Source organism: Microbulbifer maximicatervae (SeqCode), from assembly GCF_052467065.1.
Genome location: NZ_CP174299.1, coordinates 354,517 through 373,125, shown reverse-complemented (window position 1 = coordinate 373,125; position 18,609 = coordinate 354,517). Strand labels below are relative to the sequence as shown.

General features: G+C 47.5%; 16 protein-coding genes. 5 read left to right on the top strand and 11 right to left on the bottom strand.

Annotated elements, in window-relative coordinates; translation table 11 throughout:
- Nucleotides 1-28 precede the first annotated feature (28 nt).
- Together ACJJI1_RS01730 and ACJJI1_RS01725 are read left to right on the top strand one after the other, a co-directional pair.
- Entirely contained in the window at nucleotides 29-1,828 is a 1,800-nt protein-coding gene (locus ACJJI1_RS01730; protein WP_444958367.1) for an autotransporter assembly complex protein TamA, read from the top strand.
- Entirely contained in the window at nucleotides 1,828-5,835 is a 4,008-nt protein-coding gene (locus ACJJI1_RS01725) for a translocation/assembly module TamB domain-containing protein (RefSeq protein ID WP_444958366.1), read from the top strand. Before ACJJI1_RS01730 ends, ACJJI1_RS01725 begins: the two co-directional genes overlap by 1 nt.
- Nucleotides 5,836-5,875: 40 nt before the next feature.
- Here the strand turns inward: ACJJI1_RS01725 and ACJJI1_RS01720 are convergent, their stop codons facing one another.
- The 8 genes from ACJJI1_RS01720 to ACJJI1_RS01685 all read right to left on the bottom strand — a co-directional run bounded on the left by ACJJI1_RS01720 (nucleotide 5,876) and on the right by ACJJI1_RS01685 (nucleotide 12,299).
- Nucleotides 5,876-6,637 carry a hypothetical protein gene (locus ACJJI1_RS01720; RefSeq protein WP_444958365.1) on the bottom strand — a complete coding sequence of 254 codons (762 nt, stop codon included), beginning with the start codon at nucleotides 6,635-6,637 and terminating at the stop codon, nucleotides 5,876-5,878.
- A gap of 178 nt (nucleotides 6,638-6,815) precedes the next feature.
- A complete protein-coding gene (locus tag ACJJI1_RS01715; protein ID WP_444958364.1) occupies nucleotides 6,816-7,289 on the bottom strand; it encodes a hypothetical protein in 474 nt (157 codons plus the stop codon).
- Between the two features lie 88 nt (nucleotides 7,290-7,377).
- Entirely contained in the window at nucleotides 7,378-8,457 is a 1,080-nt protein-coding gene (locus ACJJI1_RS01710) for an acetyltransferase domain-containing protein (protein ID WP_444958363.1), read from the bottom strand.
- 526 nt (nucleotides 8,458-8,983) lie between these two features.
- The gene (locus tag ACJJI1_RS01705; protein ID WP_413662864.1) at nucleotides 8,984-9,313 is read right to left on the bottom strand and encodes a YceK/YidQ family lipoprotein; all 330 of its coding nucleotides are present in this window, start codon (nucleotides 9,311-9,313) and stop codon (nucleotides 8,984-8,986) included.
- A 260-nt stretch (nucleotides 9,314-9,573) separates the two neighbouring features.
- On the bottom strand, nucleotides 9,574-10,005 hold the full coding sequence (locus ACJJI1_RS01700; protein WP_444958362.1) for a DUF6892 domain-containing protein: 432 nt from the start codon (nucleotides 10,003-10,005) through the stop codon (nucleotides 9,574-9,576).
- A gap of 195 nt (nucleotides 10,006-10,200) precedes the next feature.
- Nucleotides 10,201-10,929: a thiaminase II/PqqC family protein gene (locus tag ACJJI1_RS01695; RefSeq protein ID WP_413662862.1), complete on the bottom strand. Its 729-nt coding sequence runs from the start codon at nucleotides 10,927-10,929 to the stop codon at nucleotides 10,201-10,203.
- A 102-nt stretch (nucleotides 10,930-11,031) separates the two neighbouring features.
- The gene (locus ACJJI1_RS01690; protein WP_413662861.1) at nucleotides 11,032-11,880 is read right to left on the bottom strand and encodes a M90 family metallopeptidase; all 849 of its coding nucleotides are present in this window, start codon (nucleotides 11,878-11,880) and stop codon (nucleotides 11,032-11,034) included.
- The gene (locus tag ACJJI1_RS01685) at nucleotides 11,877-12,299 is read right to left on the bottom strand and encodes a nuclear transport factor 2 family protein (RefSeq protein ID WP_444958361.1); all 423 of its coding nucleotides are present in this window, start codon (nucleotides 12,297-12,299) and stop codon (nucleotides 11,877-11,879) included. The genes ACJJI1_RS01690 and ACJJI1_RS01685 overlap by 4 nt, the downstream gene beginning before the upstream one ends.
- 184 nt (nucleotides 12,300-12,483) lie before the next feature.
- Here ACJJI1_RS01685 and ACJJI1_RS01680 point away from each other — a divergent pair, with 184 nt between their 5' ends.
- The gene (locus ACJJI1_RS01680) at nucleotides 12,484-13,242 is read left to right on the top strand and encodes a substrate-binding periplasmic protein (RefSeq protein ID WP_444958360.1); all 759 of its coding nucleotides are present in this window, start codon (nucleotides 12,484-12,486) and stop codon (nucleotides 13,240-13,242) included.
- An 86-nt stretch (nucleotides 13,243-13,328) separates the two neighbouring features.
- Here the strand turns inward: ACJJI1_RS01680 and ACJJI1_RS01675 are convergent, their stop codons facing one another.
- Together ACJJI1_RS01675 and ACJJI1_RS01670 are read right to left on the bottom strand one after the other, a co-directional pair.
- Nucleotides 13,329-14,057, bottom strand: coding sequence for an SDR family oxidoreductase (locus tag ACJJI1_RS01675; RefSeq protein WP_444958359.1), 729 nt, complete (start codon nucleotides 14,055-14,057; stop codon nucleotides 13,329-13,331).
- A 38-nt stretch (nucleotides 14,058-14,095) separates the two neighbouring features.
- Nucleotides 14,096-15,196 carry an alkene reductase gene (locus ACJJI1_RS01670; RefSeq protein ID WP_444917846.1) on the bottom strand — a complete coding sequence of 367 codons (1,101 nt, stop codon included), beginning with the start codon at nucleotides 15,194-15,196 and terminating at the stop codon, nucleotides 14,096-14,098.
- Nucleotides 15,197-15,334: 138 nt separating this feature from the next.
- Between ACJJI1_RS01670 and ACJJI1_RS01665 the strand changes: the two genes are divergently transcribed.
- Nucleotides 15,335-16,207, top strand: a complete 873-nt coding sequence (locus ACJJI1_RS01665) for a LysR family transcriptional regulator (RefSeq protein ID WP_282933721.1) — start codon at nucleotides 15,335-15,337, stop codon at nucleotides 16,205-16,207.
- A gap of 367 nt (nucleotides 16,208-16,574) precedes the next feature.
- Here the strand turns inward: ACJJI1_RS01665 and ACJJI1_RS01660 are convergent, their stop codons facing one another.
- Nucleotides 16,575-17,477 carry a LysR family transcriptional regulator gene (locus ACJJI1_RS01660; protein WP_444958358.1) on the bottom strand — a complete coding sequence of 301 codons (903 nt, stop codon included), beginning with the start codon at nucleotides 17,475-17,477 and terminating at the stop codon, nucleotides 16,575-16,577.
- Between the two features lie 152 nt (nucleotides 17,478-17,629).
- On the opposite strand from ACJJI1_RS01660, the gene ACJJI1_RS01655 reads away from it, so the two are divergent.
- Nucleotides 17,630-18,607, top strand: a complete 978-nt coding sequence (locus tag ACJJI1_RS01655; protein ID WP_444958357.1) for a DUF1852 domain-containing protein — start codon at nucleotides 17,630-17,632, stop codon at nucleotides 18,605-18,607.
- Nucleotides 18,608-18,609: the final 2 nt, after the last annotated feature.

Below are 18,609 nucleotides of genomic sequence, written 5' to 3'. Positions count from 1 at the left end.
TAGCCGCTACTGACATTGGATAAAGATCTTGCGAATTCTCTTTGTCTCCCTACTTGTTGCCCTTCTAGCGCTGCCAATGCAGCTGGCAGCAGCCATCCCATTTTTTGATCGCTTGCCGGGTTTTACCCTGCTGGTGCAGGGCGATCCCCAGCTGCAGGAAAAATTGACCTCCGAACTCAACGAGTTGCGCAAGAACAGTAGTGCGCTGGAAAACTACGATGATCCGGCGGATATTGCGCACTATGAGCGGGGTAACCTGGAAAAATTACTGCGTGCGCAGGGATATTATGATGCCACTGTGTATGAGTCTGTTTCTGGCAACCAAATTTTCTATAGTGTCACTCCCGGCCCCCAGTACCATATCAAGAGCCTGGATATTATTATGCCGGCCGGTTTGCGGGCAGGCTTTAGCGGTTTGCCTATCCATGTTGGAGATCCCCTGATTGCCAGCAAGGTACTTGAGGGCGTAGAAAAAATTACCAAGTACCTCAATGAAAATGCCTGTCTGTTGAATGTGGATGTCAGCTACCAGGCAACGGTGATTCACCGGGAAGCTGCTGCGAGACTGGAATATCGGGTGGCCCCCAGCCCCGAAGTCCATGTTGGCCAAGTCCGCATTGAAGGAGTCACCTCTATCGAAGAGGACTACCTGTTGGATAAGGTCAAGATTAAATCCGGGGATTGCTTCAGCCGCAGTAAACTGGATGCTGCGCAGTTGCGCCTGCTGCGCACCAACTTAATTGCCAATGTAAATACTGAAGTTTCTGAACCCTACGATGGGTTGGTGGATGTTACTTTTGTTATTCAGGAGCGCAATCACCGCACCATAACCTTGGGGGTGGGGTACACCTCTGATGAGGGAGCCGGTATTTCAGCAGCCTGGGAACATCGCAATGTTTTCCATCGTGGGGAAAAAATTGAAGTCGAAAGTAAGCTGAACGAGGTAAAGCAAACCCTGGAAGGCAAGCTAACTATTCCCCGTTTCTTCCATGACAAGCAACGCTTGACCGCCAGTATTGCTTTGGAAGGAGAGGATGTTGATTCCTACCGTTCAGAGTCCCTGACATTCAGTGCACTGGTATCGAGAAAAATCAGTAAGCATCGCACGCTGAGTGGTGGCGCTGAGCTGAAATTCAGTGAAGTGGACGAGAAGGTGGAAGGGGCAGTTGAAGCAGATGATCCCGATGAAAACTACACGCTGTTAGCTTTCCCCTTGGGCTTTAAATTAAACACGACAGACAAACCCCTGGATGCCCGCCGTGGCGCCACTTCTGCGTTGGAAGTAAAACCCTATATCGATCTTAGAAATACCAACACCACCTTTATTAAAAATACCCTACAGCTCACTGCGTATAAAACAGCCGATGACTGGCGTTATAAGCCCACCTTGGCAATAAGGTTGAAAGCCGGGGCAATTACAGGAGAGTCGAATCTTGAGCTGCCTGCGGATGAGCGCTTTTATGCCGGTGGCGGTGGCTCCGTGCGGGGTTATGGTTACCAGGAGTTGGGTCCGCGACTTATTGAGATTAATGATGAGGGTGAGGAAACCCTCTCCGATGCTATCGGTGGTCGGGGACTTAGCGAGATTTCTTTTGAGGGCCGTTTTCGTTTTACGGATACCTGGGGAGGTGTGATTTTTCTCGATGGCGGCAATGCCTATGAGGACGCAGCGCCCAAGTTTTCCGACCTGTTTTGGGGAACGGGTTTTGGCGTGCGCTATATCACCTCCTTTGCCCCTATCCGCATGGACATCGCCTTTCCTCTCGATCGCCGTGAGGGCATCGATGATCGCTATCAGGTGTATGTGAGCTTGGGGCAGGCATTCTGATGCGCTGGTTGGGCCTGTTTGCGCTGGGCGTTGCCCACTGGGTGGGTGCTTTCCTGCGTGGGCTCTGGCGCTCTCTGGGTGCTGGGGGTTCCCTGGTAACAGGCATTTGTCTGTTCCTCCTGATGTCCGCTATCTATTTCCTCAGCACGGAACCGGGGCGCGTCGGCCTTACTCGTGGGGCTTTTTACGCTGCCGAGCAACTGGTGGACGACCTCGAAATTGAGGCAGAGGGAATTCGCAGTGAAAAATTAGGATTTTGGTTTTTCGAGCGACTGAGAATTGACTATCGAGCTAATACGCTTGCCGAAGCCCAGGACCTGGAAGTTAATCTCAACAGCTTGTCCCGAAATCCCATCGATATCGAGCGAGTGGGGGCCAAAGATTTACTGCTCAACCTGAATATCCTCAATGAACTTCTCTCTGCGCTGGCAGATTCCGGCGAAGAGGAGGTTGAAGTTGTCAGTGAGGAGCAGCCATCGACTACTTGGGAGTTGCTAGTTCCCGGGTTTCGCTTGGCGCAGCTGGATATAGCTCGCCTGCAATTGGTGGACAGCCGGTTGAAGGGGATTCCCCCTGTTGCTATTCAGGCTAACGCCCAATACCGCTGGCAGGGTAAACCGGCGCAGCTATTTATCGAAGTGAGTGAGCTGAATGGTTCCGAGTTTAATCTCACTGTAAATGGCCGGATGCAGGGCGAGCGCTTTGTAATCGATTTCTCTACCAGTGAGGTGGGCCAGGGGTTTGTCAGTCGACAGCTGCATCTGCCGGAAAATCAGGTATTGGATGCTCGCGGTGAATTATCCCTACGTAAGCAGGGTGAAAAACTGCTGCTGGATATTAATTCGATCGCAGCTCCTCTAGCAGAACATCAACTGGATCTGACAGGAAGAATCGAAGCCGATATCAATCCCTGGCGCTTATCTTCAACGGGGATTTGGCTGCGAGTGGATGAGCGGCGCAGTACGATTAAAGGCAACATTAGCGCGGACGGTGTCAATGGGACAGTTAACCTCAATCAAATCCCGCTAACACTTTCCCGCCCTTGGCAGGATATCCTGGACAGTGGTTGGCTCAGCGCAGATTTTTCGGTGCAGGGCTCCCTGCAACAGCCGAATATTAATGGCAGCTTACAAGTGGAAAGCAGCTATCGGCAGCAGCCCCTGCAATTGGAAGGCCGGGTCGATACCCAGGCAGGTGTGATTGACTTGCAAGCCTTGTCTTTGCACTTTGCCGGTGCACGGATCGAAGTGCTCGGTACTGTAGATACGAATTTGAAAGCACTGGATTTGGTGGGAGAGATTGATGAGTTGGGTGTTGAAGAAATTCGCCTGCTTGCAGCTTCGCTACCCCAGGCTGATAGGGTAGTTATTCCCACTGCTTTATCCGGCACCTTGCACCAGTTGCGTGTGGAGGCAATCGGCTCATGGAAAAACCCAAACCTCAATTTGTCTCTGAGTGCAGTGAGTGCTTACCACGACTTACAGGGTGAGTTGTCGGCGGCGATAAGTGGAAACCTGCACGCGCTGACCATTGATGAATTGGTGTTTACTGGTGAGAAGCTAAATCTGGAAGTAATCGGTCAGCTTGATATTGAACAGAAGCAGCTGGATTTACACGGGCAGATCGACGGCAAAAATATCAGCTTGCGCGATGACCTTGGAGTTACCGAGGCAGGGGGGGTAAGTCTAGGGGGGACTTCCGAAGTAACAGTCCGGGGAGAGTGGAGTAATCCCCAGGTAAGTATTTTACTGGATTCCAATGGCGTCGCGCAGGATTACCCCTTTAACTTAAAAGGGGAAGCCAGTGGCGATATGGACCTGATAGAGGTCAGTGACCTGCGATTGGAGTTATTTACCAACGGCAATGGCAACCAGTTTGGTTCATCCTCAAGCAGAGGCCCTCAGTCCCCCGTGATTGCCTCAGGTTTTGATAAAGGGGAGCCGGAGCCCCTACAGAGCCAAAGCCGCCTGACAGCCCTCGCTGAAGATGCCCAGCAGTTGGGTCGGGTGGGGGTGGCATTGTTGCAGGCCGATGGCTCTATCGAACCTAGGCAAGACCGATTACAAATTGATATGGGCGCGCGCAATCTACCGCTGTTCCTGGTAGATCTCGTCGGTCTCTCTCTCCCTAACTCCCTTGAAGGGGAGTTGAGCTTGGATGGCAGGGTTGATGGGGCTATTTCAAACCCGCAGATTAAAACCAACCTGATCGCCCAGGGAGAGTTTCATCTGGAGCCCTGGCATTTACAGGGTACTTTGGACTATGCAGACAGGAGTCTGGTAACTGATGGTATCGAGCTGCTCTGGGCGGGTCGCAACCAATTATCGATACTGGGTAGCTTGAATGCAGAGCGACTGGATTTAGAGTTGCGCGGCCAGGGTGATCTATCGGATTTGGCGAATAGTTTTTCCAGCGGTAGGGCGGGTAATGGTGATGTCAGCCTTTATGCCAGTATTGGTGGAAGTCCCAAACAGCCTGAATTCCAAGGGGAGTTGCGCGCTACAGGAGAAGCCCTGGGGCTAGGGCAGCGCGGAATTCAGGTTCAACCGCTTTCGATAGTGTTGGATTGGCAGACAGAGAATGGAGAGCTGGATGCATCCCTGATTGCCCAACACGGCGGTAGCAACGCAGTAAATAGCCAAGTAAGTGTCTTGATTGCGCCGATCTTCGAACAATTATTTGCTGAGAATAATCAAACTGGTGGCCTGCGAAATGTGCCCTTCCAATTGCAGGGGCGCGGTACGGCCGATTTGTCAGTGATTGCGGAATATATTGATCCCCGTGTCCACCGTATGCGCGGCTTGCTCAGTTTCAATGTTGACGGTACCGGAAATTGGCAGCGTCCTCTATTAACCGGTGATATCGAATTGAGTAATGGTCGTTATGAGCACCGACCGAGCCATACTCGCATTGCGGATATTAACTTCTACGCGCAGCTGTCTCCTGAGGAGTGGCGGATTGTACGAGGAAGCGCTACCGATGGTGATGGTGGGCGGATAAACCTGGGAGGGGCGGTCTTTTTACCTCCGGATAGCTCGCCCAGTTTTGATATCGTATTAAGCCTCAGTCGGGCCCACTTGCTGAACTCACCTGGAGTACGCGGTGCAATATCCGGTGATGCCCGTTTGTCGGGCTCAACCCAGGATGCAGAAATTACCGGGCGATTCACTTTGAAGCCGCTGGCCGTACAGATTGAGCAATGGATTGGCAGCAGTGTTCCGGAAATCCAGGTGGTGGAAGTTCAGGTCGATGGCCCACAGGTGCAGCGATCTTCTCCCCTGTTTAGCAAAATTGGATTGGATGTAGAGATTGTTTTGGACCAACAATCCTATGTGCGCGGACTTGGCTTAAATTCTCAATTGCGCGGCGTGGTGGATATTCGAGGCACCGCAGATAAGCCAAAAGCCTCCGGCGAATTAACAATTGTTCGCGGCAGCTTTGATTTATTCGGTAAGAAATTTGATCTGGAAGATGGCGAAATTCGCTTCGAGAATAATGAGGTCGCTATCCTGGTTGAAGGTGTCTATGAATATAGCGATGGAGAAATAACCGCGCAGATATCAGGCACTGCTGCGGACTTGGATATTACATTTACCTCTGACCCCTCGGCCTCTCAGGATGAAATTTTGGCGCAGTTGCTTTTTGGGAAGTCATTATCAGATATTTCACCTTTACAAGCTGTTCGTTTGGTTAGTGTCGTACGCAGTTTGCAGTCGGGTCGAGCGGTATTGGACCCTATCGCCAAGACACGCGAGCTGTTGCACCTGGATACACTCAATATTGAGCAGGAGGAGGGAGACGAAGGTGATGAGTACGCATTGAGCTTGGGCAAATATATTACCAATCGAATTTATGTGGAATTACAGAGAAGTACCGATCCTCTCAGTCCATGGCAGGCGGAGATGCAAATAGAACTTAGGGATAACCTCAACCTGGAGTTTAAAAGTGCCGATGACGGTGACAGCGGTTCCGGTAGTGTAGAGTTACAGTGGAAAAAAGATTATTAGGGTTTTCGCCACTAACCCCCTATCGTTGTAAGAAGCATCGTTAATATTTGGTGATTAGCATATCCGTTATTTTTAACGTGCAACCTGGCTGGGGTGGATTGTTGACGCCCCAGTTGTCGATCACGATCATCATGGATTCATCAAAAATTGCAGGCCCCTTTTCCCGGTAGGCATGCCAAAGCTGATTTGAATCATCGCACTTAGACGCAGATGCTTCACACACTCTTATATCCCATCGATAGGTTCCACTAGCTTCACCCGATATGATTTTCCTGGATGTAAAAGTTATATGCTGTTGGGCACCACTCTTCACCTGTAGGGGACCTGTTTGGCTTGTCCACGCCGCCTGTTTGGGAAGCCCTCCCCAATTGGAAGCGAAACCTCCCGGACCATTGGAGCCCGTTGTTTCTACAAAATCGACTTCCCGCTGCCCCCCGGCCCAACATCCACCGGGTTGTCCACACCAGGGAAACATATAAACGGCAATCCACTCTTTAGCACCGCACTTACCTGGGGGCACGTCAACCTTAAAGTCAATTGCAGAAATATCTTTCATTCTAATCTCGGTATTCCCGCACTGAACCGCAGATGTATAAGCGCAGGAGCCTTTGATATCGCCATCCATAATAATAACAGCAGATCCTTCCGTATTGTTTGATTGAAAGCTGATTTTAGTGCAGCGATTGTTCTTGGCCACTTTGTCATCTTGATGATTGAATATGGGCTTACATGTTGTTGCTGATGCCAGATTTAAGGTGGATAGGGCAGCAAAGATCAGGAAGAGTCGGGTTGCTTGTAGCATGGTGTGGAGCTTGCAAACTATAAAACTCAATAAATTATAGTTTGTGTCTTGATGATCAGACTTTAGTAGAAATGTTTAGCCTGTCAATAAGATCAATTTTGGCTGGTAGCACAAAGGTCACTTTCACTTATCCAGAAGGTAACCTTTTTATAGATGAAGTCCAATGATCATTGAGTGCTTACAAATGATTCTGAACGTAACTTAAAACATCTGTTGGAGTGCAATTGTCCATAAATCTATCTTGCAGGCTGTAGGCCATTTTTTCCAGAGGTGCACCGTTGTAGCCGTAGGTCTGAATTTCACTGATATAACGTTTGATAAATGACTCTGCTCCCAAGAGAGACCATTGGTGGACATGGACTAACTCATGGAAATGGAGGGAAATGTCCGCAGCAAAAGGTGTTTTGACAAAGTAGGTATCTTTGTAAGTGATACCGGCTACTTCCATGTCGACAAAGTCACCCAGACCAGCCTGGTAGAGCTCGGGAAACCTCGGTTTTGGAATATTATCAACCACTACAAAGTAGCTTTTGCTAAGAAATTCTTCCGTATAATACCCTGAAAACTTCTCTGTGAACCTTGCGCAAGATTGTCTCTCTTCTTTGAAGTCTATCAGTGTTTGATCAATCCAATGGTCTATTTTTTGCAACATCTATATCGTCCTGATTGGGAGGCAACTCTGGGGCTTTGCTCACCCCAGAACAGAATTTTCAATATACGAAATAAAGTTGTGCCGAGAGTTATACGTAGGAGTATATCACCGATCCACTTTCTTTTTTCTTTTGAAGATATTTCTTGCAGGGATAGTAAAGTATCGCAATCAGAGCAATCCAGTAAGCATAGGTTCTCAGTAAGTTAGGTGTGTAGCCCTCAGGCCATACTTTGGAGCCGTTGAAGAAATTGGTTGCTACTCCAAACTCTAAGTAGCTCCATAGATGTGCGGACAGATTGATCACTGGAACATGGAGTAAATAGAAGAATAATGAGGCCTGCCCAAAGAGGAGCAATACATCCAGTATTCGGTTTTGCCGATTTTCTACGATAGCCATGATCAAGAAAACTATACTCATTGTCATAAGGATATAGCTGAACGACATTGGGTATTTGGCGGTGTTGATAAAGCCCAGAAGCCCCTGTTGTGAATTCCAATCATTGGGGTCGCCAAAGCCTATTAGTCTAACCGCAATAAATATAATCGATAGCGCAGTTGCTGTTGTTATTAGTAGACGCACTCGTTGCTTGTTTGCCATCTCGTAAAGAGGCCCAAATACATAACCAAGGTACATAAGAGCAAAGAGGGGAATAATATTGTAAGCAGCAAAAATCCCGGTGTTGAACTCGAAAAGTCTAAAACTAGTGCGTACATGCGCAAGAATCCAAAGCCATTCATAGCCACCTAATAGCTGGCGCATGAAGTCATCATTCAGGTATCCATGTAAGGATATTACGGCCAGGCAAACGATAGTGGTCCATATCATTGGCAAATAGATTAAGCCCGCCAGTATGATCATGGATACGCCCAGGGCCCAGATTACCTGTACAAAAGCGTAATTATAAGCAAACTGCCAAGAGAGGTTTACCAAAGTTAGTTCGAGGATAACTAGTACTAACCCTCGAAGTATTAAGAATTTTGCCAACTCCGGCTTGGAGTTAAGTTTTTTACCGTGAAAGTAGGCACTCAATCCTGTAAGAAATATAAATCCAGGGGCACATATATGCGTGATCCAACGAGTTAAAAACAAAGCGATGGACGATTGGGATAGATCCAATGGGTCAAACTGGGTCGAAGTCCAATAATCTCGAGTATGATCGAGGGCCATAATAATTACTAATATACCTCTAGTGATGTCTATTGCTGGATATCGCAATTTGTTATCTCCAAAGTTAGTGGGTTTTATAGCGTTTTCTCTCTAAGGGTTCTTGTTACCCTGAGGTTGGAATGTAGAGGCGGTTAAAGAGAGCTATAAATGATGTCTCTCGGTCTTTGTTTATTATTGTTTAGGGGCAGGTGGGAGCTGTCTGCCTTTCATATTGTACATATATTCTTCAAGCAACCAATTGCTTTTTAATTGTGTGATATGTAGGTGGAGGGACGATAGTGCAGGCATTTTGGTTCTGGCAAGTCCAAGAAATTTTGCCCATCCAATAATCAATATTATTTAATTTGTTTAGTTTTGCTTTTAGCCTAGGGGCAGCTAGAGGCCGGATCATGGATTTGAAAGTAAGACAAAATCAGTGATCGCGGCCTGTTCCCAATAAAAATATTTTTCTGTGGTTAAAAGAGAGACTTTTCAGTTGGGCTTATTAATAACTACTTTAAAATTGTTAATCTACAGGTGGAGCATATCAGTTTACTTCGATATTACCATGCTTCGCCTGAGTCACTACGGTATACGGCAAAACAACGGTATCAGCGGCTACAGAAAAAACAGCATCTATAGCTACCAGTGGAACACGGTTGATAGTTGATCCAGTATTTACAGTCTGACTGGGTTCGCTATTTAGCAAGCAAAAGGAGTAAGAGGTTCCGCTATAAACTCTTGGAATACTTTCGCAATAGCTTTTGTGGCCTCTATGAGTGATATCTACCTGATTATTCTTAGGGTTAACTGTCTTCACTGTGGCACATGATACACAAACTAGAGAGGCTGATACTAAAGAAATAATACGTTTCACAAACTAATCCTTGCTGATGTGATCTTTTGCGGGGCTATAGAGTAGTGTTTTCTAAATTAGTTCCAGATTTTGCGTGTACTATAAGTAATATCTGTACTCAATTGGAAGTGAGGAAAGTCAAAATTTTCATATCTGAGGTTTACTTTGTCGCTGCTTGGCGGTATCTCAAACTCAGAACATTAGTTTCAAGTAAAGGGCGGACTGATATACGATATTGGTTAGAATTTAAATATTTTTTGCCTGATAGTAATTTTTTAGAGTTATACCCATTTGGCCTCTATGCCTTTTCTTTTGAAATCTTCTAAAATTTCTGGATTTTCTTCATTGTAGAAAAGTATGAGCTTTTTCAGGTTTGGTAGGAGGTTTGTGTCTTCGGTGGAATGGATATCAAAGTCGTCAGTAGTTCCACACCAGAAGGGAATGATTTGTAACCAGATATGGCCACCCCCATCCTGATGAAGGTCAGTTATATCGTTTAGCCATTCTTTCTTAATTGGAATGGACCGGAAGTGGTCGAGAGCTTCGGGGATAGGCTCGTACCCTTCTTCTTCTATATCTATATTTCTTTTGGTGTAACTATCGGCAAACTGAAAAATATCGAATTCAGGCTGTATTACCTTATAATGGTACATTAACTTATCTAGGACTAATAACCTGAAGTTTTCATCCTTGAATTCCGCATATTCACTCATTTTTAAGTCTACCTTTACTTTTCATATAAGTATTGTGAGATCCATTTTTTTCATTGTCTACAATATATTTCGTAATAGGGGAAGTTCTTTCGGCTTGAGAGAATAAAAGTAGTTTTTACTAGGTCAATCAAGAATTTTAGGTATATCTTTGGCGGTTAAGTAATGCCGATAAGTTAGAGAATTTGAGTTATCGTACTAATTGCGAATGTTGCTTGTTTCAAATGCCCGCCAAAACTCCCGTTCATAGGCTTGGATTAACCGCACGCGAATGGCAATATCATTTTCTCGAACACCTGAAGCTAGTCCTCTTGCAATTATATCGATAGCCTGTTCCCTAAACCCTTCTGGAAGTTGGCTAAAAGTCATTAAGAAACTGAGCTGTTCATTGGTAAAGCGTTTATTTTGTTTGAGAGCTTTTGCAACGCGCTCAGCATTTTTGCCAAAACTCTGAAAGTTGATTAACAGGGCAGCGGCAATTTCGGCGGGTGTAGCGTAGTTGGCTAGCCAGGTAGTGTAGGCTGGGTAGGCTTGGGCACCTGCGAGTGGTTGGTATTGTGCGATCTGCTCGGGTGAGATACCCAATGCTTGAATTAGGTTAGGTAACAGGGTATTAGCTTGAATTTCTGCTGTCGTAATTCGAGTAAAAAATGCTCTCGTACTATGTCCCGGTAAGCCACCAAAACGATGCAGAGATAGTGCATTACTTCTCAAGTCCGATAAGTTAATAAGGCGTTGCTCCATTGCAAAAGCCTGTAACTTAGCGTCCGGTAGAGTATTTTTTTCCAGCTGTAGAACAAAGACAGGAGTAGGGCCCTTGAGATACAGTTTTTCAAGGCGCTCTATCAGAGCCTTTGCATCCTGTTGGTTTGTGGCGATATCTGCTGTGGCCGGTTGAGTCATGGCCAAAAGAACAACCAGTCCCACAAGAGCGAATCTTAAACAATGCGTATTGGCCACTATTCCAACTCCGCTGGTGCACGAAATAAGCATAGCAGGAGGACAGAAACCGGGCTGGTAGTGTATTTGTCAGGCCACGGTACTTTTTCCGCGTATTAGTTCGGCGGGATCAATTCGATAGAAATGACTTAACTCCTTATAGAGCTCTGGGTGTAAGGCGTGCATAGCCGTTGGGATCGTATAGAAACTTTCTGTTGCTACAGCAAAGAACTCAGCGGGAGACTGGGCGCCGTATAAATCGAGCACAGAGGGTGTATCACCAGGAAACTCACCGAATTCAGCTCTTTGTCTCAAGCGGTGGAATTCCCGGCTCATAACCTCAGCCCAGGTGGCCCCTTCATCACTGCTTTCAAATAGAGGGCGGCCATCAAAGTAACCATCCTCTTCATCGACTTTGTGGGCGAACTCGTGCAGGGCGACATTGTGGCCCCGTTCAGGCGATTGTAAATCTTTCTCCAGGTCACCCCAGGAGAGGACTACGGGTCCACGATAATGTGCCTCCCCTTCACGGGCACTGTGCCTGGCTGTTTCTATATAGCCTTCCCGACGGGTTTCGTGAGCGACATAGGTGTCCGGGTAGAGCAACAGGCTGTAAAGGTTGGGGTAGCATTCATTCTTGCGGCCCAATAGGAGTAGGCAGGCATGGGCAGCGATGGCCACCTTCATGCGTTCATTGACCTGAAGCCCCTCGCAACCGACAAACTCTTTGCCGTGGAGAAATAGGGCGATATTACTGCATAACTCTTGCTGTTGATTGGAGTTAAGGTAGTGATAGAGAGGAAGATTTTCCCTAATGAGTTGTAGCTGTTCCCGTGTTAAGGGTTGTGAGCGCAGGTAAAAAATGCGCCACTGTCGGTAGAAGTGGGGAACCAGCCATATCGCCAGGGCCAGCAGGATAATTGCGATAAAAGCACTCACAGCTTAAACGCCGGTTGTTTGCGTGAGATATTGTCTTCCAGCTTAAATTCTTGGCAGGGAGTCCCCTGGTGAAATTTCATTTGCCACTGCCCTTTACTTCTAATCCAAATAGATGATCGCTTACAAAACCCCTTGTACTCCCCTTGCTGGCCTCGCCGTGCAGATTTATACAACAGCATAATGACTGTGTCAGAGAGAGGAATGCATTCATAGTTTTGGCTGTGAATTTCCCAGCCCGTATTTTCCTCCTGTTGCATTGATCGCACTATTGCCTTGAAATCAAAGGTCCGCCCGGATTTCCCTACCTCTATAAAATCAGGGCTTAGTAGCTTGCTAATGACTTCAGGGTCTTTGCGTATCTCGAACTGATGCAGCTTTGTTTCATTCTCAATCAGAATATCGGCAATCTCATGTATCACTGTTTTACCCGGTATGCCCCAGTTGCGACAAATTACTATTTGCCTGATTTTAGAATGGGGAGTTTACTGCCGAATTCAAGGTTGCGGATGGATAGAGTTATCCGGAAGCGAAGCTTGATAAATGGGGGATGTCTGCCAACACTTAGAGCGTCTGGGTGATTTTCCTGTCACTGTGGAGAAGCTTATGCGTTCGCTATTGGCCCTTCTTATCTTGATGTTTGGAGTCTGTACCCAGGTGCTGGCCCAGTCCGGTGAAACTCCGTTAAAAGTGGCGATCGCCGGGGATGCACCGCCCTATGTGATTGATGGTGCGACCACTGGTTTGGAAATAGATATCGTTCGGCAAGCTCTCCCTGGCTATAAGTTGGAGTTCGTACAGATGGGGTTTGCGGAGACGGCCCCAGCACTTGAGCAGGGTATGGTTCAGGCAGCGGTGAATGTACTCAAGAAGAATGATGGCCTATTTTACTCGAACAATATGATCAGCTTTGCCAACTATGCCATTGCCAAAGCCAGTGCAGAAATGAAGATTGGCAGTATTGCAGATCTCGCGGGTAAGAAAGTGATCACTTGGCAGGGAGCTCCCATGGATCTTGGGCCCGAATTTGAAAAAATGTTTGGGCCCAATGGCACCCAGAAACAGAATGTTATGCAGGCGCCAACAGCTCGTGACTTGGTTGCCCAATTCTGGAAAATGCCAGATGCGGTCGCCGTGGTGGATATGGAGCTATTTAAGTACTACAGCAATAAAATGGGTCATACCATGGCTCAGGTTGACCTATTCCAGATATTCCCGATGATGACAGATTTTCGAGTCGGTTTCCGCGATGAAAAAGTGCGAGATGACTTTAATCGCGGGCTGGCAGAGCTGTGCAGCAGTGGCCGCTACAAAGCTCTATTGCAGAAATACGATGTGGTGCAGAAGCAGGATATTTGTAAATGACCCCTTGTTACTGATTATCGATAAGACTGTACTGCATTAGGAGAGCCGAGTTTCCCTCGGCTCTTTTTTACTTGAAGAGTTCAGTGTCAGGTTGCCACGCTTGGCTTTACATTCCACTCAAAGGTCCAGCAGGTTTTCTCCTGCTGAAGTACATGAAGGATTTGTCTGGATAAGGCCGCTTGATCGATAAAGTACTCATTTCCCAGGTCTTCATTCCCCGGAAAATTACGACTTCGAGTATTATCAAGGATACCTTCAATTAATAAGTGAGATACATGTACTCCCTTTGCCCCAAGTTCTGCAGCCAGGGACTGGGACATCATTCGCAGAGCTCCCTTGGCAGCAGCGAAGGAGAAAACATGAGCAAAGCTATCTACCGAGGCTGAAGCGCCAATATTCATAATGGCTAAGGGTGGCTGTCCATCCAGCTTCCATACCGAGAGAACTTCTTGGGTGATATGGAAAGCGGTTTTAAAATTTAGGGTAATCGATCGGTCGAAGTCCTGCTCGCTGATATTGGTTACTGTATCTCCACCTGTCCAGGTTCCGGCATTATTTACCAGTGCAGAGATGCCACCGAATTTGCTGCGAATAGCTGCGACTGCTTCCTTTGTGGCTTTGGGGTTAGTGATATCAACTTGCAAAGCTAGCACTCTTGAGGGATCGTCAAATTGCTCGGAAACTTTCTGAAGGTCCTGTGAATTGCGGGCCAATAGGGCAACGGGGAAGCCTTGTCGGTAAGCCTCTGCAGCGATATCCACTCCCAGCCCACGACTTGCACCGGTAACTATAAGGGCATTTTTTTTCTGGAACATAGTAAAACTCCTAATGTGAATTTCTTTTTTCTTGCGGTTTATACTGGTGAGGAGGCTTCCGCAGTGAATGTGGGATAGTCGATATAGCCTTCAGGGCCATTGGTGTAGTAAGTGGATCTGTTCCCGGTGTTGATTGGCCAGCCATGGCGAAATCGCTCAACCAGATCCGGGTTGGCGATAAAGGGTTTTCCGAAAGAAACAGCATCAGAGCCATCATTGAGAATCATTTGCTTGGCTGAGGCGGCACTGTGACCGCCGTTTGAAATTAGAATGCCGTTATATATCTGACGTAGATTTGGGGTTTGGTAATCGATAGTTTGAATATCATGACCTGAGTCAGGACGAGGTTCGAGTAAGTGCAGATAGGCTAGGTCGAGAGGATTAAGTAGCTCTACTGCTCGCGCGTAGGTGTCCCGGTACTGGCTGTCTTTCACTTGCCAGATCTCATTGCTCGGAGATAGCCGAATACCGACCTTGCCACTTCCGATAGCATCGCAAACAGCGTCAGTAACTTCGCTAAGAAACCGTAGGCGTTTGTCGATAGATCCACCGTATTCATCGGTACGCAGATTGCTGCCATCTCGCGTGAATTGATCGATCAGGAAGCTGTTTGCGGCATGTAGTTCGATGCCGTCGAGCCCTGCAGCAATGGCGTTCTTTGCTGCCTGGGCAAATTCAGCAATTATTTTTCGAATTTCTGTTTTGCTGAGGGAACGTGCTTGCTTGAAAGGGCGGTCGCGCCCAATGGGGGTCGGAAGTGTGCCTTCAAGGGTAATCTGTGAGGCTGAAACCGGTTTGTTCCCGCCAAGAAAATCTGGGTGCACAGCGGCACCCATATGCCATAGCTGTACAAAGATAACTCCTTCATCTCTGTGGACTTCTTCACTGATTTGCTGCCAGCCTGCTATTTGTTCTCGAGTGTAGATACCGGGCCCGTTGATCCAGCCGCGTCCAGTTGGGGATGTTGCTGTAGCCTCAGCGATGATCAGCCCCGCACTCGCTCTCTGCCGATAATACTGAGCAGATATGGGTTGGGGGACGCCATTACTGTTGGCGCGGCTGCGGCTCAGTGGAGCCATGACTACTCGGTTTTTAAGGGTGTAATCACCCAAGGATAAAGGGGTAAACAGGTCGGGCATGGGAGTCTCCTCGCCGTGTTGTATTTGGTACAGCGCAGAGGTTATCCAGCTCAAGCCTGATAATAAATAATCGATTCTTAACAGCCTTTGTGCAAATATGCACAGAAATAAGAAAGAGTGGACGAGAGAAGAGGCAAAATGACTAATTGGGATGACATCCGCTACTTCCTTGCACTTGCGCGCAATGGCACGGTGTCTGCGGCTGCCAAGGTGCTAGATGTTAATCACGCTACGGTTTCCCGGCGTATTCAATCTCTGGAGCAGTCTCATGGTGTGCTTTTATTTCATCGCACGCCGAGGGGCTATGCCCTTACAGAGGCGGCAGAGGCAATTTTGCCGATAGCCGAGAAATTGGAGGTTCAAAACTTAATGCTGGAAGAGCGAATCAGTGGGGCGGATAGCCGCATGGCAGGTCCCCTTGTTCTTACGTTACCCCATGATTTACTCAACCAGTTACTGTTAGAGGATCTGTGCCAGTTCCAGGCTGATCATCCAGACATATCCCTGAGGGTTTTGGCTTCCAGTAGCTTGAAGGACCTGGCAAATATCGAGGCAGACGTCGCTCTAAGATTTACGCCTGAGCCACCTGACCTTCTTACTGGTATTCAGTTTGCCCAGCTGGAAATGGGAGTTTACGCTCATCGTTCACTGGTCATCAGCAACAAAGTTAAAGCAGTACTTTGGTCGGCGGAAGAGCAGTTGCCAAGGTGGTGTGATGATCTTCCCAAGTGCAGTGCGGGATTAAGAGTGGATGACCTGCATGCCATGTTTCTAGCGGTAAAAAATGGATTTGGGGTGGCTCGAATGCCCTGCTGGTTTGTCAATGCGATAGGGCACCCTTCGGTGATTCAGCTTCCCCTACGTCAAACTCCCTCCTCTTGGGCTTTGTGGTTATTAAGTCGCACTGACTCACGGCATATAGTGAGAGCAAATAAGTTAAAAGAATTCCTGCGGGAAAGATTGGAAGAAAAGCGAGCTTTATTTGAAAACCCCTTTCCAGTTCAATCTTAAACCAGTTTTGAACTGGCTCCATTCGGGCTTGGATAGGGCTCCAGAAAAATAGAAGAGACTATTTCCTGTGATATAAGGCCTTCTTATGTGGATTGCCCGGGAAAGTTCGAACCTCCAATTGCCTGGCCCGTTGCCAGCAAATTCAAATTTATTGTTTAGTAAATTTCAGTGGCGTAGCTCGCTGTATTTGTCACTGCCAGGGCGTGCCGTTTAGCAGTGAAAAACGCAAATGGATTACTTAGGGTTGGCAAGTTTTTCTGTGCGGGCGTGTTTGCGGGTAGTGGAAAGGTCCGTACTTCGTAAATATTTTTCACTCTATGGTGACTGTTCAAACTGCTACCTGAGTAAACGGTAAATCTCACCAGCATTAGGCTTTAGTTTCTGAGTGCTCATAACCTCTGGCCAGTTTGATAAAAGCGCTCAGGTATTCAACTTCGCAGTCGTCTTCACGAGTTCCTAAGAAAATCTGTTTGGCAATACCTTCTCGCCCGAGGCGCACCACCGATAGTGCCAGCTTGGTAGAGTACTCCTCTGCAAGCCAGCGTGGCAGGGCCGCGACCCCGCGGCCGCTGGCCACCATCTGTAGCATGATATCGGTAGTTTCACTGGTCTTGTGGCGCAGTGGCACCACGCCCGCAGGGTTGAGAAACTGGGTATAGATATCCAGGCGGTCCGGCGGCACGGGGTAAGTTAACAACACCTGATCCCGTAGGTCTTCTGCTGTCAGGTACTTTCGCTTTGCCATTGGGTGATCGCGAGGGACTACCAGCACCTGCTCGTAGTCAAATACGGGATCGAAGCGCAGTCCGGCTTTATAGAAAGGGTCAGGGGTAACTAGCAGGTCGATTTCGTAACCCAGTAAAGCGCCGAGACCTCCAAACTGGAATTTCTGCTTAACATCCACATCCACGTCCGGCCAATCTTCCAGAAATGGCGACACTACTTTCAGTAACCACTGATAGCAGGGGTGGCATTCCATACCGATACGCAGGGTACCGCGTTCACCCTGGGCCATTTGCTTGAGCTTGCTCTCAGCGTGTTCCAGTTGTGGCAGGACTCGATTGGCCAATCCAAGCAGATATTCACCAGCCTGGGTCAAGCGCAAGCTGCGGCCCTCACGCAACCAGATAGGGGCCCCGAGGTTCTGTTCCAGCTTGCGTACCGTGTGACTCAGCGCCGACTGGGTTAGGCAAAGGTGCTTGGCCGCAGCGGTTAGCGAACCGTGATGGTCTACGGCCTGGATTATTGTTAAGTGCGTGCGCTCTAGCATAGCTTTACCCGAGCAAACCATGAGTAAAATTAATGGATGGTTGAAAATATACCATTTTTTTTCATTTATAAAGAGGCTTATCCTGCCTGGCAATGTCAATCACCAAGCAAAGAACTCAGTTTTTGCCTTAGGAATCAGGATACCAGGCCGCAATGAATAAAGAGTTTGCATTCACCATCAAGAGCTTACGTTTTGATGAAAACTATCATCCAGCGGATAGCACGCGGATCACCACCAATTTTGCGAACTTGGCGAGAGGGGAGAGCCGTCGGGATAACTTGCTCAACACCTTGAGAATGATTGATCGTCGTTTCAATGCCTTGGCGCATTGGGACAACCCTAGTGCAGATCGTTACTCTGTAGAGCTGGATATTATTTCCGTTGATATTGATATTGAAGGCAACGGAGAAGCCTTTCCTACCATTGAAGTATTGAAGACGAATATTGTTGATCATAAAAACAATCAACGGATTGAGGGCATAGTAGGAAACAACTTTTCTTCATATGTGCGGGATTATGATTTCAGCGTGTTGTTGTTGGAGCATAACGAGAAGCAAGACAAGTTTAGCCTTCCTGAAGGTTATGGTGATCTTCACGGGAAAATTTTTCAATCGTTCCTGAATTCAAGTGCCTACAAGGATAACTTCAGCAAGCCCCCTGTTATTTGTCTGAGTGTATCGAGCAGTAAGACTTATCATCGAACTGAAAACCGGCACCCCGTGCTGGGTGTTGAGTATCGGCAGGACGAATACTCTTTAACTGATGAGTATTTCGAGAAAATGGGTTTGCAGGTTCGCTATTTTATGCCGCCGGATAGTGTTGCCCCTTTGGCTTTTTACTTTCAAGGTGATTTGCTTGGTGATTATACGAATCTTGAGCTTATCGGCACTATCAGCACGATGGAGACCTTCCAAAAGATATATCGGCCTGAAATATACAATGCAAATTCTGTAGCGGGGACCTGCTATCAGCCCAGCTTGAAGCACCAGGATTATTCACTGACTAAAATTGTTTATGACCGGGAAGAGCGTAGCCAGCTGGCTATAAAGCAAGGGAAATTTACTGAAGAACAATTTATCAAGCCATACAGAAGTATCCTTGATCAGTGGGCCGCTAATTACGCGCTTTAATT

Bases quoted from the DNA above. Each gene is read 5' to 3' on its own strand.
- ACJJI1_RS01655 (WP_444958357.1), top strand. From the start codon at position 17,630: ATGAATAAAGAGTTTGCATTCACCATCAAGAGCTTACGTTTTGATGAA.
- ACJJI1_RS01725 (WP_444958366.1), top strand. From the start codon at position 1,828: ATGCGCTGGTTGGGCCTGTTTGCGCTGGGCGTTGCCCACTGGGTGGGT.
- ACJJI1_RS01680 (WP_444958360.1), top strand. From the start codon at position 12,484: ATGCGTTCGCTATTGGCCCTTCTTATCTTGATGTTTGGAGTCTGTACC.
- ACJJI1_RS01670 (WP_444917846.1), bottom strand. From the start codon at position 15,196: ATGCCCGACCTGTTTACCCCTTTATCCTTGGGTGATTACACCCTTAAA.
- ACJJI1_RS01710 (WP_444958363.1), bottom strand. From the start codon at position 8,457: ATGGCCCTCGATCATACTCGAGATTATTGGACTTCGACCCAGTTTGAC.
- ACJJI1_RS01720 (WP_444958365.1), bottom strand. From the start codon at position 6,637: ATGCTACAAGCAACCCGACTCTTCCTGATCTTTGCTGCCCTATCCACC.
- ACJJI1_RS01665 (WP_282933721.1), top strand. From the start codon at position 15,335: ATGACTAATTGGGATGACATCCGCTACTTCCTTGCACTTGCGCGCAAT.
- ACJJI1_RS01715 (WP_444958364.1), bottom strand. From the start codon at position 7,289: ATGTTGCAAAAAATAGACCATTGGATTGATCAAACACTGATAGACTTC.
- ACJJI1_RS01660 (WP_444958358.1), bottom strand. From the start codon at position 17,477: ATGCTAGAGCGCACGCACTTAACAATAATCCAGGCCGTAGACCATCAC.
- ACJJI1_RS01675 (WP_444958359.1), bottom strand. From the start codon at position 14,057: ATGTTCCAGAAAAAAAATGCCCTTATAGTTACCGGTGCAAGTCGTGGG.
- ACJJI1_RS01700 (WP_444958362.1), bottom strand. From the start codon at position 10,005: ATGAGTGAATATGCGGAATTCAAGGATGAAAACTTCAGGTTATTAGTC.